Annotated in this window: 17 protein-coding genes; 3 read left to right on the top strand and 14 right to left on the bottom strand. The window is 72.1% G+C overall.

Going from position 1 to position 23407, the window contains the following annotated elements; genetic code table 11:
• Positions 1-36 precede the first annotated feature (36 nt).
• The 4 genes from AB0O21_RS22770 to AB0O21_RS22755 all read right to left on the bottom strand — a co-directional run bounded on the left by AB0O21_RS22770 (position 37) and on the right by AB0O21_RS22755 (position 3194).
• A complete protein-coding gene (locus AB0O21_RS22770; RefSeq protein ID WP_365173123.1) occupies positions 37-954 on the bottom strand; it encodes an ADP-ribosylglycohydrolase family protein in 918 nt (305 codons plus the stop codon).
• 11 nt (positions 955-965) lie between these two features.
• The gene (locus AB0O21_RS22765; protein WP_365173122.1) at positions 966-1625 is read right to left on the bottom strand and encodes a histidine phosphatase family protein; all 660 of its coding nucleotides are present in this window, start codon (positions 1623-1625) and stop codon (positions 966-968) included.
• A 91-nt stretch (positions 1626-1716) separates the two neighbouring features.
• Positions 1717-2322, bottom strand: coding sequence for a YdbC family protein (locus tag AB0O21_RS22760; protein ID WP_365173121.1), 606 nt, complete (start codon positions 2320-2322; stop codon positions 1717-1719).
• 32 nt (positions 2323-2354) lie between these two features.
• Positions 2355-3194, bottom strand: coding sequence for an arylamine N-acetyltransferase (locus AB0O21_RS22755; RefSeq protein ID WP_365173120.1), 840 nt, complete (start codon positions 3192-3194; stop codon positions 2355-2357).
• Positions 3195-3290: 96 nt separating this feature from the next.
• Between AB0O21_RS22755 and AB0O21_RS22750 the strand changes: the two genes are divergently transcribed.
• A complete protein-coding gene (locus tag AB0O21_RS22750; protein ID WP_365173119.1) occupies positions 3291-4250 on the top strand; it encodes a DUF1152 domain-containing protein in 960 nt (319 codons plus the stop codon).
• Here AB0O21_RS22750 and AB0O21_RS22745 read toward each other — a convergent pair.
• The 3 genes from AB0O21_RS22745 to nrdR all read right to left on the bottom strand — a co-directional run bounded on the left by AB0O21_RS22745 (position 4219) and on the right by nrdR (position 8882).
• Positions 4219-5217 (bottom strand): PQQ-binding-like beta-propeller repeat protein, encoded by a 999-nt coding sequence (locus AB0O21_RS22745; protein WP_365173118.1) that lies wholly within the window; start codon positions 5215-5217, stop codon positions 4219-4221. The genes AB0O21_RS22750 and AB0O21_RS22745 overlap by 32 nt on opposite strands.
• A 123-nt stretch (positions 5218-5340) precedes the next feature.
• A complete protein-coding gene (locus AB0O21_RS22740; protein WP_365173117.1) occupies positions 5341-8229 on the bottom strand; it encodes a vitamin B12-dependent ribonucleotide reductase in 2889 nt (962 codons plus the stop codon).
• 140 nt (positions 8230-8369) lie between these two features.
• Positions 8370-8882, bottom strand: coding sequence for a transcriptional regulator NrdR (nrdR, locus tag AB0O21_RS22735; protein ID WP_365173267.1), 513 nt, complete (start codon positions 8880-8882; stop codon positions 8370-8372).
• A gap of 467 nt (positions 8883-9349) precedes the next feature.
• Here nrdR and lexA point away from each other — a divergent pair, with 467 nt between their 5' ends.
• Entirely contained in the window at positions 9350-10144 is a 795-nt protein-coding gene (gene lexA, locus AB0O21_RS22730; protein ID WP_365173116.1) for a transcriptional repressor LexA, read from the top strand.
• Positions 10145-10220: 76 nt separating this feature from the next.
• Here lexA and AB0O21_RS22725 read toward each other — a convergent pair whose 3' ends face one another.
• From AB0O21_RS22725 to AB0O21_RS22705, 5 genes are all read right to left on the bottom strand, one after another.
• Positions 10221-12191, bottom strand: coding sequence for an ATP-dependent DNA helicase (locus tag AB0O21_RS22725; protein ID WP_365173114.1), 1971 nt, complete (start codon positions 12189-12191; stop codon positions 10221-10223).
• 64 nt (positions 12192-12255) lie between these two features.
• Entirely contained in the window at positions 12256-14094 is a 1839-nt protein-coding gene (locus AB0O21_RS22720; RefSeq protein WP_365173265.1) for an IucA/IucC family siderophore biosynthesis protein, read from the bottom strand.
• A gap of 139 nt (positions 14095-14233) precedes the next feature.
• On the bottom strand, positions 14234-14932 hold the full coding sequence (locus AB0O21_RS22715) for a GNAT family N-acetyltransferase (RefSeq protein WP_365173112.1): 699 nt from the start codon (positions 14930-14932) through the stop codon (positions 14234-14236).
• A 32-nt stretch (positions 14933-14964) separates the two neighbouring features.
• The gene (locus AB0O21_RS22710) at positions 14965-17304 is read right to left on the bottom strand and encodes an IucA/IucC family protein (protein ID WP_365173111.1); all 2340 of its coding nucleotides are present in this window, start codon (positions 17302-17304) and stop codon (positions 14965-14967) included.
• A gap of 21 nt (positions 17305-17325) precedes the next feature.
• Positions 17326-18786: a diaminobutyrate--2-oxoglutarate transaminase family protein gene (locus AB0O21_RS22705; RefSeq protein WP_365173110.1), complete on the bottom strand. Its 1461-nt coding sequence runs from the start codon at positions 18784-18786 to the stop codon at positions 17326-17328.
• A gap of 200 nt (positions 18787-18986) precedes the next feature.
• Between AB0O21_RS22705 and AB0O21_RS22700 the strand changes: the two genes are divergently transcribed.
• Positions 18987-20156, top strand: coding sequence for a hypothetical protein (locus tag AB0O21_RS22700; RefSeq protein ID WP_365173108.1), 1170 nt, complete (start codon positions 18987-18989; stop codon positions 20154-20156).
• A gap of 78 nt (positions 20157-20234) precedes the next feature.
• Here AB0O21_RS22700 and hflX read toward each other — a convergent pair whose 3' ends face one another.
• Together hflX and AB0O21_RS22690 are read right to left on the bottom strand one after the other, a co-directional pair.
• Positions 20235-21740, bottom strand: a complete 1506-nt coding sequence (gene hflX / locus AB0O21_RS22695) for a GTPase HflX (RefSeq protein WP_365173106.1) — start codon at positions 21738-21740, stop codon at positions 20235-20237.
• A 138-nt stretch (positions 21741-21878) separates the two neighbouring features.
• A complete protein-coding gene (locus AB0O21_RS22690; protein ID WP_365173104.1) occupies positions 21879-23321 on the bottom strand; it encodes a M1 family metallopeptidase in 1443 nt (480 codons plus the stop codon).
• Positions 23322-23407: the final 86 nt, after the last annotated feature.

Here is a 23407-nt window from a genome sequence, read left to right as displayed (position 1 = left end):
CCATCAGGGGTGCCCCCGGCCCGACTTGGCCACGACCTAGCGCGACGCCGCCTCCGGCAGCCAGGCCGGCAGGGCTTCGGTGCGCGCCAGCCACGCCGCCGGCAGCACCTCGTCGCCGCGCGCGCCCAGTACGCCGCCGACGATGGCGCAGGTCGTGTCGACGTCGCCGCCCACCTGCGCGGTGGTCCAGAACGCGCGCTCGTAGTCGTCCAGCGAACGCGCCGCCGACCACAGGGCGAAGGGCACGGTGTCATGGGCGCTCGTGCGCCGCCCGCAGCCCAGGACCGCCGCGACCGTGGTCGCGTCGCCGTAGTCCAGCATGTCCCTCGCCCGCCGCAGCCCGGCGCCCACCGCACTGCGCGGCACCAGTGCGATCACCCCGTCCAGCAGGTCGGAGGCCTTCGGCGGATCCTCGGGAGCCGCCGCGAGCGCGGCCGCCGCGGCGACGGCCATGGCCCCGCACACCGCCTCGCGGTGCTGGTGGGTGGTGTAGGCGGAGATCTCCGCCTGGTGCGTGGCCTGCTCCGGGTCGTCCGCGTACCAGGCGCCGAGCGGAGCGATCCGCATCGCGGCGCCGTTGCCCCAGGAGCCCTGCCCGTTGAACAGTTCGGCGGCCAGCGTGCGCCAGTCCTCGCCCTCCCGGACCAGACGCAGCATCCGGTTCACGGCGGGCCCGTAGCCCCGGTCGAAGTCGTGGTGGTGGGCGAAGGAGCTCGCCAGCGCGTCCTGGTCGATGCGGCCGTGCCCGGCCAGTACGGCCACCACCGAGCAGGCCATCTCGGTGTCGTCGGTCCACTGCCAGGTCTCGGTACCGGCGGGCAGCTCGCGCCGCTTGAGCAGCGGGTAGTTCACGGGGACGAAGTACTGGGAGCCCAGGGCGTCACCCAGTGCCAGCCCTCGGAGGCTGGACATGGCGCGTGCGTAGCGCCGTTCGGGAGTGGAATCAGGGGTCATCGCGGGCCACTCTAGCCGTCGAGGTCATAAGGCTCGGGTGTGGTCCACCGCTCAAACGGGCGGTCCATCCGGTACCGGCCGTCCGGGCCGCGCAAGAGCACCCGGAATTCGCCGTTCCCGGGATTGGACAGGGCCTCGAACTCCGCGACCGACCAGTGGAACCAGCGCATGCAGAACAGCCGCATCGTCAGACCGTGCGTCACCAGCAGCACGTTCTCGGGGTGGTCGGGGGCCTCGAAGCTGCGGTAGAGGCTCTCCAGGAAGGACCCGACCCGGTCGTACACGTCGGCACCCGACTCACCCTGCGCGAACCGGTAGAAGAAGTGCCCGTACGCGTCCCGGTACGCCTTCTGGAGTCGTACGTCCTGCCGGTCCTGCCAGTTTCCCCAGTCCTGCTCGCGCAGCCGCGGCTCCTCGCGCATCCGCACCCGGGTCGGATCCAGCCGCAGCTCCCGGAAGGTCTGCAGGGTCCGCCGGTAGGGGGAGACGTACGCGCTGATCGTCTCGTCGCCGAAGAGCTCGCGCAGCCGCTCGCCGGCCGCCGCGGCCTGTTCGTGCCCCTGCTTGGTCAGCCGCAGGGCGTGGTCGGGCTCCCGCTCGTACACCGAGTCGTCGGCGTTACCCTCCGATTCCCCGTGCCGGACAAGGACGATGCGACGTGGTCGAGACATCCCACGACCCTATTCGGCCGCCGGCGGGCCGACCGACGGGCACGCCGGTCAGCCCTCCACCCCGCCCGCCGATCGTCGTACGGACATACGGTCACACCGTCCAGGACGGCTCGAGGTCGACGACGTCACCGGTGAGGGCCTCGACGTCGGCCTGGATCTGGGCGCGCAGGGAGAGCCGCTCCACCCGCTCCTGGCGGTACTTGCCGTGCTCGGCGGCCGCGTGCCACATCGACAGCACCAGGAACTCCCGGCCCGGGGCCTCGCCGAAGAGGCCCCTGACCATCCCGGGCGAGCCCGCCATGGCCGGGTTCCACACCTTCTCCTGCATCAGGGCGAAGTGGTCGACCCGGCCTTCGCGGACCTTGGTGTGCGCGACGCGCACGACGTCGGCGTCCGTGAACCGGGGCTCGAAGCCCGTCTTCACGTCGAAGCGGTGGTCGAACAGGGTGACGCGCAGATCGGTGTAGGTGCCGTTCTGCGCGGCGGCCAGCCGGTCGTGGCTGCGGGCCATGAAGGAGTCGTAGAAGGAGCGGCTCTCCCAGAACGCGAAGACGTGCGCGACCCCCTGCCGGCCCCGGCTCCAGCCGCCGCCCTGCCCCCGGAATCCCGGCTCGCCCGGCAGCCCCGCCCATTTACGCTGCCCCCGCTCGAACCCGCGTCGGTCCGTCACCGTGCAGCGAATCCACTTGACCAGCACTGCGCCATCGTACGGGCCCCGTGGGGCCCGGGTCAGTCCCCGGCGCGTTGGATCCGCACCAGTTCCGCCCCGTCCCGCTCGGACAGCCGAAGCCCGAACTCCCGGTCGAGCACGGCGAGCAGCTCGTCCGCCGCCACGCTCTCCCGCTCCACCCGCCCGTCGGGAAGCAGCCGGGTGAGCTCCCGCCCGACCAGCGCCAGGCGGTCGCCGTCGCCGGGCCGCTGCACGATGACCCGCGAGACGAAGGCGGAGCGGGGGTGTGTGGAGCTGTAGTGGTTCAACAGCACGTAGTCGACGGGGTGGTAGCGCTGCGGGGAGAACGCGTACAGGTCCCGCCACGTCCCCTCGCGCAGCAGGCACAGCACGAGGATGCCGTCCTCCTCCTCGCGGACGCGGTACGTCCACTCCCCCTGCCGCACCTCGACGCCGGGCCGGCCCAGCGGGACGGGCTCGCGGGGCCCCTGGTAGCCGAACCCGGCGTCGCACAGCCACGGTTCGCCCTCGACGGTGACGACGAGGACGGCGTGCGTCACGGCCGTCAGGGAGTCCCCGCGGGTGCGGTTGCGGGCACCGCGCCCGGAGACCTCGAAGCCGATCCGCTCCAGGGCAGCGGCCAGCAGCGAGTTCTGCTCGTAGCAGTACCCGCCTCGGCGGGCGTGCACGAGCTTGTCCTCGATCGCCTTCACGTCCAGCTCGACGGGGCGGCCGAGCAGGACGTCCAGGTTCTCGAAGGTGACGGCGGCGGTGTGGGCGCGGTGCACTTCGTACAACGTCGCGAGGTCCGCCCGGAGTTCCCCACCCCCGCCGGAAGGTCCCCGCACTCCGATCCGCGCCAGGTACGCGTCCAGATCCAGCTCGTCACCACTCCACATGACTGCCCCGTCTCCCCGTCATCCGTACCGTCACCGCACCACTGCCGCGGTGAAATCCCGGGGCGCGTGCGCGCCCCGCCCCGCACAATGATCGCCATGACGTCGCTGCACACCAACCCCCTCTTCGCCCGCCTCGCGGGCGCCGAACGCATCCTGGTCGCAGGCGCGGGAGGCGGCTTCGACATCTACGCCGGACTCCCCATCGCCCTCTCCCTCATGCACCAGGGCAAGGAAGTCCACCTGGCGAACCTCTCCTTCAGCTCGCTCGCAGGCCTGCCCGTAGAGGAGTGGCAGGCCCCCGACCTCGCCGCGGTCACTCCGCGGTCCGCGCCCCACCAGTCCTACTTCCCCGAGCGGACCCTGGCCCGGTGGCTGGAGATCCACCGCTACCCGGCCACCGTGTACGCCTTCCCCCAGATCGGGGTGCAGCCGCTGAGGGCCGCGTACCGGGCCCTGATCGACCTGCACCGCATCGACGCGGTCGTGCTGGTCGACGGGGGCACGGACATCCTGATGCGGGGCGACGAGGCGGGCCTCGGCACCCCCGAGGAGGACCTGACCAGCGTCGCGGCACTGGCCGCGCTGGACGACGTACCGGAACGCCTGGTGGTGTCGGTGGGTTTCGGGGTGGACGCGTACCACGGGGTCAGTCACGCGCTGGTGCTGGAGAACATCGCGGCGCTGGAGCGCGACGGTGCGTACCTCGGCGCGTTCTCGATTCCGCGCGCCACCCGGGAGGGGGCGCTCTTCCTGGACGCCGTGGCCCACGCCCAGGAGCACACCCCGGAGCGCCCCAGCATCGTGAACGGCTCGATCGCCGCGGCGGTCCGCGGCTCGTTCGGGGACGTCCGGTTCACCACCCGCACCAGCGGCAGCGAGCTCTTCGTGAACCCGCTGATGTCCCTGTGCTTCGCCTTCGACCTGCCGGGCCTGGCCGCGCGCTGCCTGTACCTGGACCGGATCGAGGACACGCACCTGATGCGCCAGGTCCACTCACGGATCGCCGAGTTCCGCGAGGGCCTCGTCACCCGGCCGGCCCGCCGCATCCCGCACTGACGGCCCACCGTCCGAAGGTCCCCTTGGCGACAACGAACACCTCGCCGTTCCCCGCGTCGACCAGCCTGTCGAGCCGGCGGCCCGACGAACACCGGGAGACGGCCCGGCCGTCGGGCCCCAGCCGGAAGAACAGCCCGTTGTCGGCGCCCACCAGGAACCCGTCGGCGGACGGCACCACGCCGGGAACCAACCCCTGCCCCGCGCCGGTGTCGGTGGGCCACCGTCGGGTCCCGTCGGCGGGGTCGACGGCGAGGTGGCCGGAACGCGGCCGGTGCATCCACACCGATCCGGCGGCGTACCCGAACCCGGCGAACGGTTCGTACGCACGGTGCCAGTCGGCCACGCCCGAGTCGCACCCGAAGGCCGCGAGCGCGGACGGGCCGCACCTCGCCGCGACCCGTTCGCCGCCCAGGGAGATGAACACATCGCCGTCCGGGCCGGACAACGGCTCCGGCAGCCGCCACCGGGCGCTCTCGCCACCGCCGCGCGCGTCGAACAGCACCGCGTCGGAACCGGCACCGGTCAGTACCCCGCCACCCCACACGAGGGGTGTCACCCAGTGCACCGCGGGCTCCTTGGTCCACCTCACGCGACCGTCGGCCAGGTCCAGCCCGGCCATCGGCGTGTATCCGCGCCAACCCCCGATCACGACGGAGTCGCCCGTGACCGCGAGGTGTCCCGTGAAGCGCGGCGTCGGGACGCTCCACAGCACCGCGCCGGTCCCCAGGTCCAGGCACGACAGCCGGTCGGGCTGCTGCGGCAGCACGAGCACGCGGTCCCCCGCGAGCACGATCGCGCGCGGCCAGGTCCCCGCGGGGATGTCCCAGCGCACCGCGCCGTCGGCCCGCTCCACGCACACCAGCCGGGTGAGGCGCTCGTGCAGGACGACGCAGTCCTCCCCCACGGCGTAGGCGGAGCGGGCTCCGCGCTGGTGCAGTTCGCGCTCCCAGCGCATGGTGGCGATCACCGGACCACCCCATCACACGCCGGAGAGGGAGCCGCCCCCAGGGGCGACTCCCTCTCTCATCCGCAGGTCAACGACCTCGGCACGCGGTGCTCAATGTGCCTCGGACGCGGTGTCCGCTCGTCGTCAGCTGCAGCCGCTGGTCGAGCCGCAGCCCTCGCAGATGTAGCAGGAGCCGGCGCGCTGCATCTTCGTACCGCAGGAGAAGCAGAGCGGGGCGTCGGCGGAGACGCCGAGCTGCATCTCGACCAGTTCGGCGTTGCTGTGCGCCGTCTTCTGGGCCGGGGCCGGGACGGCCACGACCGGCTGCGGGGCCGACGGAACCGCGGCGAGCGGGGCCGACTGGGCCAGCGACTCGGTGTCCAGCTCGTCCTCGAGGGGCTCGTACGAACCGGTCTCCAGGTGGCGCTGGCGCTCCTCGGCGGTGTGGATGCCGAGGGCCGAGCGGGTCTCGAAGGGCAGGAAGTCCAGCGCCAGGCGGCGGAAGATGTAGTCGACGATCGACTGCGCCATCCGCACGTCCGGGTCGTCCGTCATGCCGGCCGGCTCGAAGCGCATGTTGGTGAACTTCGAGACGTAGGTCTCCAGCGGCACGCCGTACTGGAGGCCGACCGAGACGGCGATCGAGAAGGCGTCCATCATGCCCGCGAGGGTCGAGCCCTGCTTGGACATCTTCAGGAAGACCTCTCCCAGACCGTCGTCCGGGTAGGAGTTGGCGGTCATGTAGCCCTCGGCGCCGCCCACCGTGAAGGAGGTGGTGATGCCCGGGCGGCCCTTGGGGAGGCGCTTGCGGACGGGGCGGTACTCGATGACCTTCTCGACGGCGGCGCGGATGGTCTCCTCCGTCTTGGCGGTGACCTCCTCCTTCTCCTCTTCCTTCTTCTTCGCGGAGAGGGGCTGGCCGACCTTGCAGTTGTCGCGGTAGATCGCGAGCGCCTTGACGCCCAGCTTCCACGCCTCGAAGTAGATCTCCTCGATCTCCTCGACGGTCGCCGTCTCCGGCATGTTGACCGTCTTCGAGATCGCGCCGGAGATCCAGGGCTGGATCGCGGCCATCATGCGGACGTGGCCCATCGCGGAGATGGAACGCTCGCCCATGGCGCAGTCGAAGACCTCGTAGTGCTCGGTCTTAAGGCCCGGGGCGTCGACGACCACGCCGTGCTCGGCGATGTGGGCGACGATCGCCTCGATCTGCTCCTCCTGGTAACCCAGGCGGCGCAGGGCCTGCGGGACGGTGCCGTTGACGATCTGCATCGAGCCGCCGCCGACGAGCTTCTTGAACTTGACCAGGGCCAGGTCCGGCTCGACACCGGTGGTGTCGCAGGACATCGCGAGACCGATGGTGCCGGTCGGCGCGAGGACGGAGGCCTGGGAGTTGCGGAAGCCGTTCTTCTCGCCGAGGCGGATGACGTCCTGCCACGCCTCGGTGGCCGCGGCCCAGATCGCGTTGTCCAGGTCCTCGGTGCGCGGCGCGACGGCGTTGGCGTCGGCGTGCTGCTTCATGACGCGCTTGTGCGACTCGGCGTTGCGGGCGTAGCCGTCGTACGGGCCGACGATGGCGGCCAGCTCGGCGGAGCGCTTGTACGCGGTACCGGTCATCAGCGAGGTGATCGACGCGGCGAGGGTGCGGCCGCCGTCCGAGTCGTACGCGTGGCCGGTGGCCATCAGCAGGGCGCCGAGGTTGGCGTAGCCGATGCCCAGCTGGCGGAAGGCGCGGGTGTTCTCGCCGATCTTCTGCGTCGGGAAGTCCGCGAAGCAGATGGAGATGTCCATCGCGGTGATGACGAGCTCGACGACCTTGGCGAAGCGCTCGGCGTCGAAGGACTGGTTGCCCTTGCCGTCGTCGTTCAGGAACTTCATCAGGTTGAGCGAGGCGAGGTTGCAGGACGTGTTGTCCAGGTGCATGTACTCGCTGCACGGGTTCGACGCGGTGATGCGGCCGGACTCGGGGCAGGTGTGCCAGTTGTTGATCACACCGTCGTACTGGATGCCCGGGTCGGCACAGGCCCACGCGGCCTCGGCCAGCTTGCGGAAGAGCGCCTTGGCGTCGACCTTCTCGATGACCTCGCCGGTCATGCGGGCGCGCAGGCCGAACTCGGTGCCGTTCTCGACGGCCGTCATGAACTCGTCGTTCACGCGGACGGAGTTGTTGGCGTTCTGGTACTGGACGGACGTGATGTCGTCGCCGCCCAGGTCCATGTCGAAGCCCGCGTCGCGCAGGGCGCGGATCTTCTCCTCCTCCTTCACCTTGGTGGCGATGAAGTCCTCGACGTCCGGGTGGTCCACGTCCAGGACGACCATCTTGGCCGCGCGGCGGGTGGCGCCGCCCGACTTGATCGTTCCTGCGGACGCGTCGGCGCCGCGCATGAAGGAGACCGGACCGGAGGCGTTGCCGCCGGAGGAGAGGAGCTCCTTGGAGGAGCGGATGCGGGAGAGGTTCAGGCCGGCGCCGGAGCCGCCCTTGAAGATCATGCCCTCTTCCTTGTACCAGTCGAGGATCGACTCCATGGAGTCGTCGACGGCCAGGATGAAGCAGGCGGAGACCTGCTGCGGCTGGGGCGTGCCGACGTTGAACCACACCGGGGAGTTGAAGCTGAAGATCTGGTGCAGGAGGGCGTAGGTCAGCTCGTGCTCGAAGATCTCCGCGTCGGCGGGCGACGAGAAGTAGTCGAAGTCCTCGCCGGCCTTCGTGTAGGTCTTCACGATCCGGTCGATCAGCTGCTTCAGACCGGTCTCGCGCTGCGGGGTGCCGACCGCGCCGCGGAAGTACTTGCTGGTGACGATGTTGACCGCGTTCACCGACCAGAAGTCGGGGAACTCGACGCCGCGCTGCTCGAAGTTGACCGAGCCGTCGCGCCAGTTGGTCATGACGACGTCACGACGCTCCCAGCTCACCTCGTCGTAAGGGTGCACGCCGGGGGTGGTGTGGATGCGCTCGATACGCAGGCCGCCCTTGGCGGCCTTGGTCCCCTTGGCGCGGGAACCACGTGCCGAGCTGCTCGCCGTCTCTGTCATGCCGCCTCCCAATGCGGGCAAAACGCCCTAAAGTGCCAGCGCTATTCCGCGGCACGGTGCTGTGTATCTGTATCTACGTCTCTTCGCTCGGCTGACCGGCCACACCGCGGTGCGCGAGCACCAGGGCGAGGGCCGTCCGGTCAGTCGGCGGCGGAGGCGGGCACGGGGACCGAACCGGTCCCCCCGGGCTCGCACTCTTCGGGGTGAGGCCGCCGCTCGCGCAGTTCCACGATGGCGGTCTCGAAGTCTTCAAGGGTGTCGAACGCTTTGTAAACGGACGCGAACCTCAGGTACGCGACCAGGTCGAGCTCCTGCAACGGGCCGAGGATGGCCAGACCCACGTCGTGGGTGGTCAGCTCGGCACTCCCGGTGGCGCGCACCGCCTCCTCGACCCGCTGGCCGAGCTTGGCGAGGGCGTCCTCGGTGACCGGCCGCCCCTGGCACGCCTTGCGCACGCCGGAGATGACCTTGGTACGGCTGAAGGGTTCGGTCACCCCGCTGCGCTTGATCACCATCAGCGAGGCCGTCTCCACCGTCGTGAAACGACGGGAGCAGTCGGGGCACTGACGGCGCCTGCGGATCGACGTGCCGTCGTCCGTGGTGCGACTGTCGACGACGCGGCTGTCGGGGTGCCTGCAGAAGGGGCAGTGCATGGTTCCCTCACCCTCCCTCACGGCACGACTGAATCACCCCACGGGGCCCCTGAACGACAGAGACAGGCTCTGTCGGGGGCTCGTGAAGCAGCCACCAGCATATGCGATGTCGGGACCCTCGGCAGACCGAGGACCACAACCTCTGGGTGGCAGCGCCCATCCAACCACTAGATCTTGGGTTGCGGCGGATTTACCCCACTCCGCGTGTCGCACCGTCCGATAGCCGGATACGGGGTCTCGCGATGCCACACTGGCGCGGCCCCGGCAGGTGCCGACCCGACCGGGAAGGGTACCGTAAGCAGCGGACGCCGAGCCGAACCCGCGTTCGGCGGACCGAGTGTCTATACACCCCTTGAAATGCCCACGCAGGACGATCTGCGATTTTTCACTCGAACGTGTGTTTGGCGCAACCTTTCGAAAGCTACTACCGTTGTCCAGCTAGGGAGAACATTTCGAGAGGGGCCGACGTGACCACGACCGCAGACAGTGCCACCATCACTGCCCAGAACCGCTCCCAGAGCCGACTCGAGCCGGTGCATGCCATGAACGACGCAAACCTGAACCCGGAGGCGGAGCCCGTCGTACGCCCCGCGCGCTCGCTGCCAGGTCGACCTCCAGGCATCCGCGCCGACAGTTCCGGGCTCACGGACCGGCAGCGGAGGGTCATCGAGGTCATTCGCGACTCCGTGCAGCGTCGGGGTTACCCGCCATCCATGCGGGAGATCGGCCAGGCCGTCGGCCTGTCGAGCACGTCGTCCGTCGCCCACCAGCTGATGGCTCTGGAGCGGAAGGGCTTCCTGCGGCGCGACCCGCACCGCCCCCGGGCGTATGAAGTGCGCGGCTCCGACCAGCCCAGCTCGCAGCCCACGGACACCACGGGCAAGCCCGCTGCGTCCTACGTTCCCCTGGTCGGCCGGATCGCGGCCGGCGGCCCGATCCTCGCCGAGGAGTCGGTCGAGGACGTGTTCCCGCTGCCCCGCCAGCTCGTGGGCGACGGCGAGCTCTTCGTCCTCAAGGTCGTCGGCGACTCGATGATCGAGGCGGCCATCTGCGACGGCGACTGGGTCACGGTGCGTCGCCAGCCGGTCGCGGAGAACGGCGACATCGTCGCCGCAATGCTGGACGGCGAGGCCACGGTCAAGCGCTTCAAGCGCGAGGACGGCCATGTCTGGCTGCTCCCGCACAACTCCGCCTACCAGCCGATCCCCGGCGACGAGGCGACCATCCTCGGCAAGGTCGTGGCGGTACTGCGTCGGGTCTGACCCCGCCGCCTCCAACCAGCCCCCGGGACCCACTGCGCCGGTCCCGGGGGTTGTTTTGTGCTCGTGCTCCCAAGCACTACTTGCCGTCGGCCTTCGCAGCGGCGTCGATCGCGGCCAGCGAGCGGCGGGCCTGGTTGCGGTCCGTGGTGTACCAGAAGTCCGGCAGCGTGGCCCGCAGGAAGCTCCCGTACCGGGCCGTGGCCAGCCGGGGGTCCAGCACGGCGACGACGCCCCGGTCCCCCGTGGCCCGTACGAGACGGCCCGCGCCCTGCGCCATCAGCAGCGCGGCGTGGGTGGCGGCCACGGCCATGAAGCCGTTGCCCCCGTGCTCCTCCACCGACTTCTGGCGGGCGCTCATCAGCGGGTCGTCGGGGCGCGGGAAGGGGATCCGGTCCATGACCACGAGCTGGCAGCTGGGGCCGGGCACATCCACGCCCTGCCAGAGCGACAGCGTCCCGAACAGGCAGGTCTTCGGGTCGGCCGCGAATGCCTTGATCAGCTCGCCGAGCGTCTCCTCGCCCTGGAGCAGGATCTGGTTGTCGAGCCGGCCGCGCAGCTCCTCGGCTGCCGCCTTGGCGCCGCGCATGGAGGAGAACAGGCCGAGGGTGCGGCCGCCGGCCGCCTCGATCAGCTCGGCGAGCTCGTCCATCATGTCGCCGCGGGTGCCCTCGCGGCCCGGCGTGGCCAGGTGCTTGGCGACGTACAGGATGCCCTGCTTGGGGTAGTCGAAGGGCGAGCCGACGTCCAGCCCCTTCCAGGCCGGCACGTCGTCCCCTTCGACCCCCTCGGGGGAGAGCCCCAGCGAGGCCGCGACGCCGTTGAAGTCGCCGCCGAGCTTGAGGGTGGCCGAGGTCAGGACCACCGAGCGGTCCTCGAACAGCTTCTCGCGCAGGAGGCCGGACACCGACAGCGGGGCGACCCGGAGGGTCGCGCCGAAGCGGTCGTGGCGCTCGTACCAGACGACGTCGTACTCGGAGCCGTTGGTGATCCGCTCGGCCACCGTGTGGACGCTCTCCACCGCGGCCAGGGCCTGCTTGCGGACCGCGTCCTCGTCGTGGACGGACTTGTCGCGGGTGGAACCGATCGCGGAGATCACGTTGCGCGCGGCGTCCCGCAGGGCCATCAGCGCGTACCCCAGGTCCTCGGGGATCTCCTCCAGGCGGCCCGGGAGCGCCAGCTCCATGACCCGCTCGAAGGACTCGGATGCCGTCTGGAGCGCATCGGCGATCTTCTCGTCGACCAGCTTGGCGGCACGCTTCACGGCCCGGTTGACCTGCCCCGGGGTGAGCTCGCCGGTGGCGACGCCGGTCACCCGGGAGACCAGCTCGTGGGCCTCGTCAACGATCAGCACCTCGTGCTGGGGCAGCACGGGGGCGCCCTCGATGGCGTCGATGGCGAGGAGGGCGTGGTTGGTGACGACCACGTCGGCGAGCTTGGCCCGCTCGCGGGCGGCCTCGGCGAAGCACTCGGCCCCGTACGCGCACTTCGTCGCGCCCAGGCACTCGCGGGAGGAGACCGAGATCTGCCCCCAGGCCTTGTCGGAGACGCCCGGGGTCAGGTCGTCGCGGTCGCCGGTCTCCGTCTCGTCGGCCCAGTCGCGCAGGCGCAGCAGGTCCTTGCCGAGCTTGCTCGTGGGGGTGGCCGCCTCGAACTGGTCGAAGAGGCCCTCCTCCTCGTCCTGCGGCACGCCCTCGTGCAGGCGGTGCAGGCACAGGTAGTTCGACCGGCCCTTGAGCATGGCGAACTGCGGGCGGCGGCGCAGCTGCGGATGCAGTGCGTCCACCGTCCGGGGCAGGTCGCGCTCGACGAGCTGCCGCTGGAGGGCGAGGGTCGCCGTGGCCACGACCACGCGCTCGCCGTGGGCGAGGGCCGGCACCAGGTAGCCGAGGGACTTGCCGGTACCGGTGCCGGCCTGGATGAGCCGGTGGGAGTTGTCGTCGATCGCTTCGGCGACGGCTTCGGCCATGGCCACCTGGCCGGGGCGCTCCGTGCCGCCCACGGCGGAGACGGCGGCGTGCAGCAGGTCGGGGAGGGAGGGCTTCGTCATAGCACTGCCAACCCTACGGGGCCCCACCGACACCGAGCGCACGAGTGAGCGCACCGGCGAGGATTCACGGGCGGTACAGGGGGTTGGGTACGGTGCCGTGCTGCACGGCGTGCGGGCGGTCCGGGCGGTCGCGGTAGCCGTCCTCGTAGAGCCGGTTCCGGTTCAGGCAGAGCCGCCCGATGCGTTCGCCGAGCAGGTCGAAGAGCTCGTAGCGGTCCTTGAGCTCCGGGAAACGGGCCTGGTGGCGGACGATCTCCGCCCGTACGAGGGACCAGAACTCTCCCTCCGGGACGTCGAGGCGGTCCTCGCACAGGGCGGAGAGGTAGCGGAAGACACCGACGAAGAGCCCGGAGTGGATGAACTGGGGCAGGAAGTCGGCGGGCTCGGTGAGCAGCACGGACCGGACCTCGTCGGGCATCGAGGCCAGCTCGGGCAGCGGCTCGTCGCTGATGTTGATGTCGTCCACGAAGTCCTTGACCGCCAGCCGGACCGGGACCTCGTGCTCGTCGAAGATCACGACGGCGTTCTCCCCGTGCGGGGAGAAGACGGTGCCGTACCGGTACAGGAAGTGGAGCAGCGGGGGCAGGACGGCGGCGAAGAGGCGCTGGAGCCATACGGCCGGGGCCAGACCGGACCGGGCGACGAGTTCGGCGGTGAAGGAGCGGCCGCGCGGGTCGGTGTGGAGGAGGGAGGCGAGCGTACGGGCGCGCTCGCCGGGGGCGAGGCGGCCGGTCAGGGGCTCTCGCCAGATCGCGCCGAGGAGCTCCTTGTACTGGTACGGGACCTCGGGCAGCTGGTCGTAGACGGGATGGCGGACGGTGACGGAGGCGACCTCGCCGAGCAGGACCACCCCGCATTCGTCGCGGAGGAAGGGGTCGCCGTCGCGGAGGGAGTGGATCCAGGCGGTGACGGCGGGGGCGGCGAGGGTCAGGTCGGAGGGCAGGCCGCGCCAGACCATGGTGTTGAAGACGGAGAGCGGCAGCTTGACGCTGTGCCGGTCGGGGCGGGTGAGGTTGAGGAAGGTGCGGATCGACTGCTGGGGCAGGCGCAGGTCGGGGTCGGCGGCGAGCGGAACGAGGGTGCCGGCGGCGAGGGCCGGGGCGAAGATCGGGAGGACCACCTCGTCCCACTGCCAGGGGTGGACCGGGAGGTAGAGGTAGCCGAGCGGGTCGAGGCCGCGGTCGCGCAGGGCCTGGTCGAAGGCGGCGCGGGTGACGGGGTCGAGCTCGGCGGAGTAGAGGCGGGCGGGATCCTCCAGGCCGGCGGTGCCGCGGTAGGCGGCGAGCGAGGTGTGGGCGGCGAGCCAGGGCAGCCGCTGGCGGGTGCGGGCCTCGGGGGCCCAGGCCTCGGTGTCGGAGGCGGAGAGGCCGATGCGGCCCTTGTTGAGGACGAGCCAGGGGTGGCCGGTCTGGTGGCCTTCGAGGGCGGCGTAGTCGAGGTCCGCGAGGACGTCGGCGGTGAGTGCGGTGTGGTCGATCCGGGCGTCGGCGGCGAGGGTGGCGCTGAGCTCGCGGACGAGGTGGCCGAGGGTGGCTCCGTCGAGGCCGAGGAGGGTGCGGGCGCGGACGAGGAAGGCGTACGGGTCCCCGAAGGCGGTCGGGGGCCCGGTGGCGGGCGGCGCCGGGGTGAGGGTGATGGAGTCCGGGCTGACGTGCCAGCTGCCGTAGGAGCGGCGGCGGGCCCGGAAGCCGAGGCTGCTGCCGTCGTCGAGGGTCAGGGTCCAGGCGTCCCCGGTGTGGGCGGGGATGGCGGCCGGTGCGGGGGCGGGGACGGGGACCGGGCTGATGATCTCCTCGTAGGCGAACTCGGAGAGCATTTTGGCGAGCAGCCGGCGGGCCGCGAAGTCCCAGGTCGGTCCGGTGAGTTCGGGGGGCGTACAGGGGTGTTCGGGCGAGGGCGGCACGGGCGGTTCGGCCGGGGCGGGGGCTGTGGGGAAATTCGGCACGGGTCTCCTCGGGGCTCGGGAACTTTGCCGCGTGGCGCGGAGTTTTCGAAGGGAGAGGTGCGAAGCGGCGGGGCGATCGGGGCCTGCGGGGCGGCAGTCAGAGGAGATTGCGCAGCGCCCGCTCCCGGATCATCAGGGCCGCGCGCTTCTCGGGAAGGTCGATTTCCGCGAAACAGCGGAAACCCGAACTCAGGAAGGCTGATACGGAGGGGGTGTTGCGGATGTCCGGTTCCGCGATGACGCGTGTGCAGCGGGGTCGGTTGTCGAGCACCAGGCCGGCGACGGCGCGCAGCAGCGTGGTGCCCAGGCCCCGGCCGCGGTTCGTGCCGTCTCCGATCAGCAGGTGGATACCCGTGTCGTGGGGGCGCGCCGGGTAGTACCGGGACAGCGGGTCGAGGTCGGCCCGGTAGATCTCCCAGTAGCTCATCGGCGTGCCGTCGAGGAGGCCGAGGCACGGGATGCTGCGGCCGTCCCCGTCGAGCTGGGTCCGCAGGTGGGCCTCGGTGACGGCTGCGGGGCCGGCGAGCTCCCAGTAGGCGTCCACCTCCGGATCGTTCATCCAGCCCGCGAGGAGCTCCAGGTCCCGCTCTGGTCGTACCGGTTCGAGCCGGAAGGCGCCGGCGGGGGTGTCGGTGGTGCCCCAGATGGCCGGGGAATCGAGTAGGTCCGCCTCGGCGAGCAGGGGCAACAGGTCCACGGGGAGTCGCAGTTCGACGGTGTCGTCGACGGCCCGGAGGCTGCCGAAGGTGCGGGTGGCGGAGCCGATGGGATCGGCGGGCGTTTCGGTGGAGGGCATCGGGGGCTCTTCTCCGTGTCGGCGCTGACGGGTCAATCGTGAAGGGGGTTGGCGATCGTGACGTAGACGGACTGGGTGTCGACGGGGCCGACGAGCTCGTCCAGGCCGCCCAGGCGGGTGAGCAGGTTCGCCTTGCAGCGCAGGGTGGGTGAGTCGAGCAGCCGGGTGGGGAGCGGGCCGAGGTGCGCGGCCTTGCCGAGGAAACGGCGGAAGGCGGCGAGCAGTACGCGCTCGTCGGCGAGCCGCTGGGAGCCGAAGGCGCCGATGAGGCCGAGCACGTTGTTGATGCCGAGGTAGTAGGCGAAGCGTTCGTCGGTGACGGCGTCGGGGACGAAGGTGTCGCTGGCGCTGCCGATGCCGGGGAGCCGGTGCTCCAGTTCCGTGCGGCGGGACGCGCGGAAGTAGTAGCCCTGGTTGTCGCGGAAGCGGCCGCCGACGGGCCAGCCGGCCGGGTCGAGCAGGACCAGGGTGTTCTGCTGGTGCGCTTCGAGGGCGATGCCGGCGAGCGCGTCGAAGGCGAGGACCGGCAGGACCACGTGGTCGAGGTAGCGCAGGAACCACTCGGCGGCGACGGCTGAGGTGGGGCGTCCGGTGGTGGTGGCGAGGCCGGAGACGGTCTCGGCGAGCCGGGAGCTCATGGTGGTCCGGCCGGGCCACGGGCGGGGTGCGGTCAGGGCGGCGATGCAGACGGCGTCGTCGGTTGAGCGGAAGGGGTTGTGGCGCAGCAGGGCGTCGAGTCCGGGGACGGGGGTGCCGTCCGGGGCGTCGACGGCGACCCAGGCGGGGTCGCGGACGATGTCGAAGCCGGGGTGGCCCGTCTGCCACTGCTCGGCGAGACCGGTGCGGAGCAGTCGGTGCACCTCGACTCCGCGGTGGAGTTCCTTGCGGAGGTTCTCGCGGCGGGAGTTGGTGATGCGAACGCCCAGGGAGAGCTTGAGCATCGCCTGGGCTCCGGGGCGGTGGACGGTGCGGACGGAGGAGGTCGGGTACCAGGGGGCGCCGTGGGGGCCCAGGTCGTGGAGGAGTCCCGCGTCGCGGAGGGCGGCGACGGCGGGGCGCTGGAGCAGGTCGCGGGCCTGCCACGGGTGCAGGGGAAGGGGGGTGGCGCCGTCGGGCACCGCAAGTCCGGGCGCGAGCCGGCCGAGGAGCCGGGCGGCGGAGACGGGGCGGCCGCGTTCCGTCCAGGCCGATTCGGTGGCGAGGGCGGCGGGTTCGACGGCGAACCAGTGCAGGGGGAAGGAGCCGTGCAATTCGGGTGAGTAGTGGCGCACTTCGGTCTCGGAGAGTCCTTCGCGGCTCTTCGGGTCCGGCTGGAGGGGGTGACCGAGGAGGAGCGACTGCTCGGCGGTGAGGAAGCGGTCCCCGCCCACGGGGGCCGGTGCGGTGGGGCGTTCGCGCCGGTCCGCGATGAACTCGGCGGTCCGGCGGACCGAGTCGGCCACCCGGGCCACGAGGTCGGCGGAGCCGCGGTCTCCGTCGGCGGGGGTGCGGTTGCCCTCTCGGGCGAGGAGGGCGGCGAGGGTGACGGCGTCCAGGGCGGGCGCGGTGGCGGGCGCGGTTTCCAGTCGTGCCGGGCCGAAGCGGTGCCAGCCTGCTGGGGACCAGTAGCGGACGGCGACGCGCAGGGCGGCGCCCGAGGCGGGGAGGGGGATGCGCAACGGGGTGCCGACGGGGCCGTCGGGGCGGCGGAGTCCGGCTTCGCGGACCCAGCAGCGGAGCAGGTTCTCGACCGCCGCGGCCTCGGCGGCGACCGCCGGGTCGGGGTGGTCCAGGAGCTCGGGCAGTCCCGCCTGCTCCGGCCGGGCGCGGCCTCTCCAGCCCGTGCGGGGCACGGCCGTGCCGTCCTTCTGCCGCGGCACGGTGGTCGCCGCCGGCACCTCCGCCGCGGGCGCCCGCCGGATCGGTTCGCCATGGGCGACGCCGTGCGCCTCGTCGCCCCCGGCCCCGTCGCTCCCGGCCGCGGCTCCGGCGGGCGCGGCCCAGGGCTGGACGTCCTCGCCCGGCGGATTCCAGGGCCGGCCGGCCGCAGGGGGTGCGGCCCACGGGGTGGCGGCCTCGGTGGGCGGGGTCGGCGGCTGGACGTCCTCGGTGGGCGGGGTCCAGGGCTGGGCGGGTGCCGGGGGTGCGGCCTGCGGAAGGACAGCCTCCGTGGGCGGGGTCCAGGGCTGGGCGGGTGCCGGGGGTTGGGACCAGGGGTGGGTGGGGGGCTCCGGGGTGGGGGCCGGGGGGTGGGGGGCGGCCTGGCCCGCGGGGGTGGGGTTCGGCTCGGCGGGGGTGGGGGGCTGCTGCCGGGCCGGGGGCGTCGGGGGCAGCGGCCGGTCCTCGTTGCCGCCGGGGCCGGGGGTCGGGGTGGAATGGTGCGCGTCGGGCATCGCGGGTCCTCGGGGTACGGGTCAGTGGGAGCGGCGGGCGGCTGCCGGGATGGCGTCGGCCAGGCGGTCGAGCACCGCCGCGGCCTGCTCGTCGGTCAGGGTCAGTGGGGGTAGCAGGCGGACGACAGCGGAGTGGCGGCCACCGAGTTCGACGATCAGCCCGCGCTCCAGGCACTCCTGGCGGACGGCCGCGGCGAGGGCGGGCGCGCAGGCTCCGGTGTCGGGGTCGACGAGTTCGACGCCGATCATCAGGCCGCGGCCCCGTACGTCCCCGATGCAGGGGTGGGCGGAGGCGAGGCCGCGCAGGGCGGTGAGCATCCGCTCGCCGAGGGTGGCGGCGCGCTCGGCGAGCCGGTTCTCACGGACGTAGGCGAGGGTGGCTGCGCCGGCCGCCATGGCCAGTTGGTTGCCGCGGAAGGTGCCGGCGTGTGCTCCGGGGGCCCACACGTCCAGCCCGGCCCGGTACACGATCACGGCGAGCGGCAGGCTGCCGCCGATCGCCTTGGACAGGACCAGGACGTCGGGTACCACCCCCGCGTGGTCCACTCCCCAGAAGGCCCCGGTGCGGCCGACGCCCGTCTGCACCTCGTCCGCGATCAGCGGGATCCCCCGGGCCTGGGTGATCTCGCGCATCCGGCGCAGCCAGGAGTCGGGGGCCGGGAGGACCCCGCCCTCGCCCTGCACGGGTTCGACGATCATCCCGGCGGGTGCGGGGACCCCGCCCTTGGGGTCGTCCAGGAGGTTCTCGGTCCAGCGGGCGCCGAGTTCGGCGCCCTCGGGGCCGCCGACGCCGAACGGGCAGCGGAAGTCCTGCGGGTACGGCAGCCGGGTCACCCGCACGTCTGCCGCGCCGCCCGAGGCGTCCAGGGCCCCGGCGGTCATCCCGTGGTAGGCCCCGGTGAAGGCGAGCAGCCCGGAGCGCCCGGTCGCGGTGCGGACCAGTTTGAGGGCCGCCTCCACCGCGTCCGTACCGGCCGGCCCGCAGAACTGGATCCGGGCGTCGGCGGCCAGGGCGGGCGGCAGGCTGGCGAACAGCTCGGTGGTGAAGGCGTCCTTGACCGGGGTCGCGAGGTCCAGCACGTGCAGCGGGGCCCCGGAGTCGAGGACGCCGCGGATGGCTTCCAGCACGACGGGGTGGTTGTGGCCGAGGGCGAGGGTGCCGGCGCCGGAGAGGCAGTCGAGGTAGCGCCGCCCGTCGGCGCCCTCGATGGTCAGCCCGCGGGCGCGCACCGGGACGATGGGCAGGGAGCGCGCGTACGTCCGTGCGGCGGACTCCCGTTGGGACTGCCTGCGCAGGATGCCGTCGGCGGCGCCGGCGGGCCGCCGTGCCCGGCTGCCCTGGGGCGGCACCTGTACCGCGGACGCGTCCGCGGAAGCGTCCGCGGACACGTCCGCCACCGCGTCCGTACCGGCCGACTCGGTCAAAGCCACGAGTGTCGGTCCTCCCGCACTGATTGCTCTTCCGGATTGCGCCTCGAACATCAACGCTGCTCCCCCATCCCCCGTACGTACCAACGACGGTGAGGGCGACGGATCACGGGTGGGCCCAAGATCCTTGTCCGTCAAGGGGTGGGACGCCTCCCGAGCCAGGAACCGCGGCCCCGGGCTGTGCCGTCCCCAACCTCGGCGGCATAGTGGGTTGCTGCACTCGACGCCTCGAATCCACCAGGGGGACGAACGACATGCGACCGAACCGACCGGTCACCGCGATCCTGTGCGCGGCCGCGCTCGCGCTGACCGCCGCGGCCTGCGGCCCCGACGGCGGGGAAGCCGGCGGCGACTCCAAGCCGACCGTGGCGCAGAGCAGTCCGGGCACGGGCGGGATCAAGATCCCGGACCAGCTCAAGGACAAGCTCAAGGAGCACGGCATCGACCTGGAGAAGTGGAAGGGGGGCGAGTGGAAGAACTGGAAGAAGGAGGACTGGCTCCGCGAGGCGGGCGACTACGTCAACCCGATCATCGAGGGCCTGTGGGACCCGGACCGCATGCGTGACGCCGAGCAGCCGAAGCGGCCGTCCGTCGACCCGGACGCGGGCAAGGACCAGGGCGTCACCGACCCGACCCCGGCGGCGGTGACGGCCAAGGCGGCGAACCCGCCCTACCACCAGAGCGTTCCGGAGTCCGGCAAGGTCTTCTTCGACGGGCCCGAGGGGTCGATGGTCTGCTCGGCGACCGTGGTCAAGGACCCGGCGCACCCCGGCAAGTCCAACATGGTCTGGACGGCGGGCCACTGCGTGCACGCGGGCAAGTCCGGCGGCTGGTACCGCAACATCGCCTTCGTCCCGTCCTACAACAACGCGGGCAAGCCGACGGCGCAGCTCAAGGGCGCGCCCCGGGAGCAGGTGGCTCCGTACGGCGTGTGGTGGAGCGACTGGGCGCAGACCTCCGACCAGTGGATCGCGACCGGCGGTCCGACCGGCGGTGCGGGTGCCCCGTTCGACTTCGCGGTGCTGCACGTGACCCCGGAGCAGGGCGGCGGCAAGTCCCTGGAGGAGACGGTCGGTTCGGCGCTCCCGGTGGAGTTCAACGCTCCGGCCGTGCCGAAGGTCGCGAGCATCACGGCGACCGGCTACCCGGCGGCGGCTCCGTTCGACGGCCAGAAGGCCTACCAGTGCACGGACAAGCCGGGCCGGCTGTCGCTGAACGCGACCGACCCGGTGATGTACCGCATCGGCTGCACGATGACCGGTGGTTCCTCCGGCGGCGGCTGGGTCGCGGCGGGCGCCGACGGCAAGCCGGCGCTGGTGTCGAACACGTCGATCGGACCGGCCAAGGCCGGCTGGCTGGCCGGACCCCGCCTGGGCCCGGAGGCGAAGGGCGTCTTCGACGCCGTGAGCGGCAAGTTCAAGTAGCGGTACGAGACCGCACGACCGAGGGCCCCCTGCGCAGTGCGGCAGGGGGCCCTCGGTCGTTCGCGCCGTCGGTCCGGCTCAGCTCTTCGCGAGGGCGTACGGAGCCAGGTCCGCCGCCAGTTCCGGGTGGACCCGCGCCTTGAGCAGGGTGCCCTCCGCGGTGTGCTCCTCGGAGATCACCTCGCCCTCGGCGTGCGCCTTGGCCACCAGGGAGCCGAGCGTGTAGGGCACCAGGGCCTCCACCTCGACCTCGGGCCGCGGCAGCTCGGTGTCGATGAGCGTGAGCAGCTCCTCGATGCCGAGGCCCGTCCGCGCCGAGACGGCGATGGAGTGCCGCTCGATCCGCAGCAGCCGCTGCAGGACCAGCGGGTCCGCCGCGTCCGCCTTGTTGATCACCACGATCTCGGGCACGTTGACCGCGCCGACCTCGCGGATCACCTCGCGCACGGCCGCCAGCTGCTCCTCCGGCGCCGGGTGCGAGCCGTCCACGATGTGCAGGATGAGGTCGGAGTCGCCGACCTCCTCCATCGTGGAGCGGAACGCCTCGACGAGGTGGTGGGGCAGGTGCCGGACGAAGCCGACCGTGTCGGCCAGGGTGTAGATCCGGCCGCTCGGCGTCTCGGCCCGGCGCACGGTCGGGTCGAGGGTGGCGAACAGCGCGTTCTCCACCAGTACGCCCGCGCCCGTGAGGCGGTTGAGCAGCGAGGACTTTCCGGCGTTGGTGTAGCCGGCGATGGCGACCGAGGGGATCTTGTTGCGGCGCCGTTCCTGCCGCTTGATGTCCCGGCCGGTCTTCATCTCCGCGATCTCCCGGCGCATCTTCGCCATCTTCTCGCGGATCCGGCGCCGGTCCGTCTCGATCTTGGTCTCACCGGGGCCTCGGGTGGCCATGCCGCCACCGCCGCCGCCACCCATCTGGCGGGACAGCGACTGACCCCAGCCTCGCAGTCGCGGCAGCATGTACTGCATCTGCGCGAGCGCGACCTGCGCCTTGCCCTCCCGGGACTTGGCGTGCTGGGCGAAGATGTCGAGGATGAGGGCGGTCCGGTCGACCACCTTCACCTTGACGACGTCTTCGAGCGCGATGAGCTGGCCGGGGCTGAGCTCGCCGTCGCAGACGACGGTGTCGGCGCCGCTCTCCATGACGATGTCACGGAGCTCGCGCGCCTTGCCCGAGCCGATGAAGGTGGCCGGGTCCGGCTTGTCACGGCGCTGGATCACGCCGTCGAGTACGAGAGCTCCCGCCGTCTCGGCGAGCGCCGCGAGCTCCGCGAGGGAGTTCTCCGCGTCGTTCACCGTGCCGGAGGTCCAGACACCGACGAGCACGACGCGCTCCAGGCGCAGCTGTCGGTACTCGACCTCGGTGACGTCTTCGAGCTCGGTGGAGAGGCCGGCCACGCGGCGCAGGGCCGCGCGCTCGGAGCGTTCGAACTGCTCGCCGTCCCGGTCTCCGTCGATCTCGTGGCTCCAGGCGACGTCCTCTTCCATCAGGGCATCGGCCCGAAGGCTCTCGGTGAAGCTCTGCGAGTCCCGCACGTCCTGTGCGTCCCGCGCGTCCTGGGAAGGGGAAGAAGAGGAGGTCATTGGATCCTTACGTCGATTCGAATAGCACGGTCACGTCAGCCGTCGGGTCCAACGTGGAACTGTCACGTCCAACGTGTCACACCGCCCGGGGATTCCCCCAACGGGCCCATCGATGGTGACATGCCCTCTCCTCGGCGGTCACACGCTTTTCCCGCTCCATTCCGGGTGTCCCGGCATCGCCGGGGTCTTCGTCCCGTACAGCCACGGCTCCAGGAAGGACGTCAGGTCCCGGCCCGCCTCCTGCGAGGCCAGGCGTACGAAGTCCTCGGTGCCCGCGACGGAGTCCCGGTGTTCCGTCACCCAGCGCCGCTCGACCCGGTCGAAGGCCGCGGCGCCGATCTCCTGGCGCAGTGCGTACAGGATCAGCGCGGCCCCGTCGTAGACCACCGGCCGGAACAGCCCGATCTTCTCCCCCGGGGCGGCGGCCTTCGGGGCGGCCGGGGGGCCGCCGGCGGCCCGCCACTGGTCGGAGCGCTGGTACGCCTCGCGCATGCGCCGCTCCAGGGAGTACTTGCCGAGGCCGTCCGCGTACAGCGCCTCGTACCAGGTGGCGTGGCCCTCGTTGAGCCACAGGTCGGACCAGGTCCGCGGGCTGACGCTGTCGCCGAACCACTGGTGGGCGAGCTCGTGCACCATCACGGATTCCACGTACCACTCGGGGTAGCCCTCGCCCGTGAACAGGCCGTGCTCGAAGAGCGAGAGGGTCTGCGTCTCCAGTTCGAAGCCCGTGGTCGCGCGCGCGATCAGGATCCCGTAGTTCTCGAAGGGGTAGCGGCCGACCCGCTCCTCCATCCACGCGACGTGGCCGGCGGTCTTCTTCAGCCAGGGGGCCAGCCGCTCCCGGTCGGCCGCGGGCACCACGTCGCGCAGCGGCAGCCCGTGCGGTCCGGTGGCGTGGACGACGGCGGAGCGGCCGACGGAGACCTGGGCCAGCTCGGTGGCCATGGGGTGCACGGTCCGGTACGTCCAGGTCGTGCCGGCCGCGGCGCGGGGGGCGGGCAGGGCGCCGGGCACCCCGTTGGCCACGGCCGTGAGCCCGGCCGGGGCGGTGATCCGGAAGGTGAAGTACGCCTTGTCGGCGGGGTGGTCGTTGCAGGGGAAGACCCGGTGGGCGGCGTCCGCCTGGTTGGCCATGGCCAAGCCGTCCTCGGTGGGGACCCAGCCGCCGTCCCCGCGGCCGCGCGGATCACTGGTGTGCCGGACGGTGATGCGCAGCGGCACGTTCCGCGCGATGGGGCGCGCGGGGGTCAGTACGAGGTCCTCGCCCGCGGTCTCGAACCGGGCCGGCTCCCCGTTGACCTCGACGGACGCCACCTTCCCGTGGGTGAAGTCGAGGTTGATCAGCTCCAGCGGCCGCAGGGCGCGGGCTTGGATGACGGTGACCGCCTCGAGGGGGCTCTTGTTGTCCTTGTACGTGAAGGACAGGTCGTACGAGAGCACGTCGTACCCGGGGTTCCCGAGCTCCGGGAACAGCCGGTCGCCGATGCCCAGCGGCTTCGGCGGGGGCAGGACTGCGGCGACGAGGGTGAGGGAGGCCGCGGCGAGCAGGGCGGCGCGCAGGCGCGGGGAGGTGAGCTGCATCCACCACCGCTTACCAGCGCCCGCCGCACGGCCGCGCACGACGCGCGACGGGGCCACCCGAACGGGACCTTCCGGGGCCGCCCGGT

The organism is Streptomyces sp. NPDC091371, from assembly GCF_040684275.1.
Lineage (GTDB): Bacteria > Actinomycetota > Actinomycetes > Streptomycetales > Streptomycetaceae > Streptomyces.
The sequence above is the reverse complement of the archived record's forward strand: the minus strand, read 5'-3'. Positions and strand labels throughout refer to the sequence as shown.

What these genes read in the sequence shown, in the direction of transcription:
- hflX (WP_365173106.1), bottom strand. Translation starts at nt 21,740, where the DNA reads ATGACCTCCTCTTCTTCCCCTTCCCAGGACGCGCGGGACGCACAGGAC.
- AB0O21_RS22740 (WP_365173117.1), bottom strand. Translation starts at nt 8,229, where the DNA reads ATGACAGAGACGGCGAGCAGCTCGGCACGTGGTTCCCGCGCCAAGGGG.
- AB0O21_RS22715 (WP_365173112.1), bottom strand. Translation starts at nt 14,932, where the DNA reads ATGCCCTCCACCGAAACGCCCGCCGATCCCATCGGCTCCGCCACCCGC.
- AB0O21_RS22710 (WP_365173111.1), bottom strand. Translation starts at nt 17,304, where the DNA reads ATGCCCGACGCGCACCATTCCACCCCGACCCCCGGCCCCGGCGGCAAC.
- AB0O21_RS22690 (WP_365173104.1), bottom strand. Translation starts at nt 23,321, where the DNA reads ATGCAGCTCACCTCCCCGCGCCTGCGCGCCGCCCTGCTCGCCGCGGCC.
- nrdR (WP_365173267.1), bottom strand. Translation starts at nt 8,882, where the DNA reads ATGCACTGCCCCTTCTGCAGGCACCCCGACAGCCGCGTCGTCGACAGT.
- AB0O21_RS22765 (WP_365173122.1), bottom strand. Translation starts at nt 1,625, where the DNA reads ATGTCTCGACCACGTCGCATCGTCCTTGTCCGGCACGGGGAATCGGAG.
- AB0O21_RS22700 (WP_365173108.1), top strand. Translation starts at nt 18,987, where the DNA reads ATGCGACCGAACCGACCGGTCACCGCGATCCTGTGCGCGGCCGCGCTC.
- AB0O21_RS22705 (WP_365173110.1), bottom strand. Translation starts at nt 18,786, where the DNA reads ATGTTCGAGGCGCAATCCGGAAGAGCAATCAGTGCGGGAGGACCGACA.
- AB0O21_RS22750 (WP_365173119.1), top strand. Translation starts at nt 3,291, where the DNA reads ATGACGTCGCTGCACACCAACCCCCTCTTCGCCCGCCTCGCGGGCGCC.
- AB0O21_RS22770 (WP_365173123.1), bottom strand. Translation starts at nt 954, where the DNA reads ATGACCCCTGATTCCACTCCCGAACGGCGCTACGCACGCGCCATGTCC.
- AB0O21_RS22755 (WP_365173120.1), bottom strand. Translation starts at nt 3,194, where the DNA reads ATGTGGAGTGGTGACGAGCTGGATCTGGACGCGTACCTGGCGCGGATC.
- AB0O21_RS22725 (WP_365173114.1), bottom strand. Translation starts at nt 12,191, where the DNA reads ATGACGAAGCCCTCCCTCCCCGACCTGCTGCACGCCGCCGTCTCCGCC.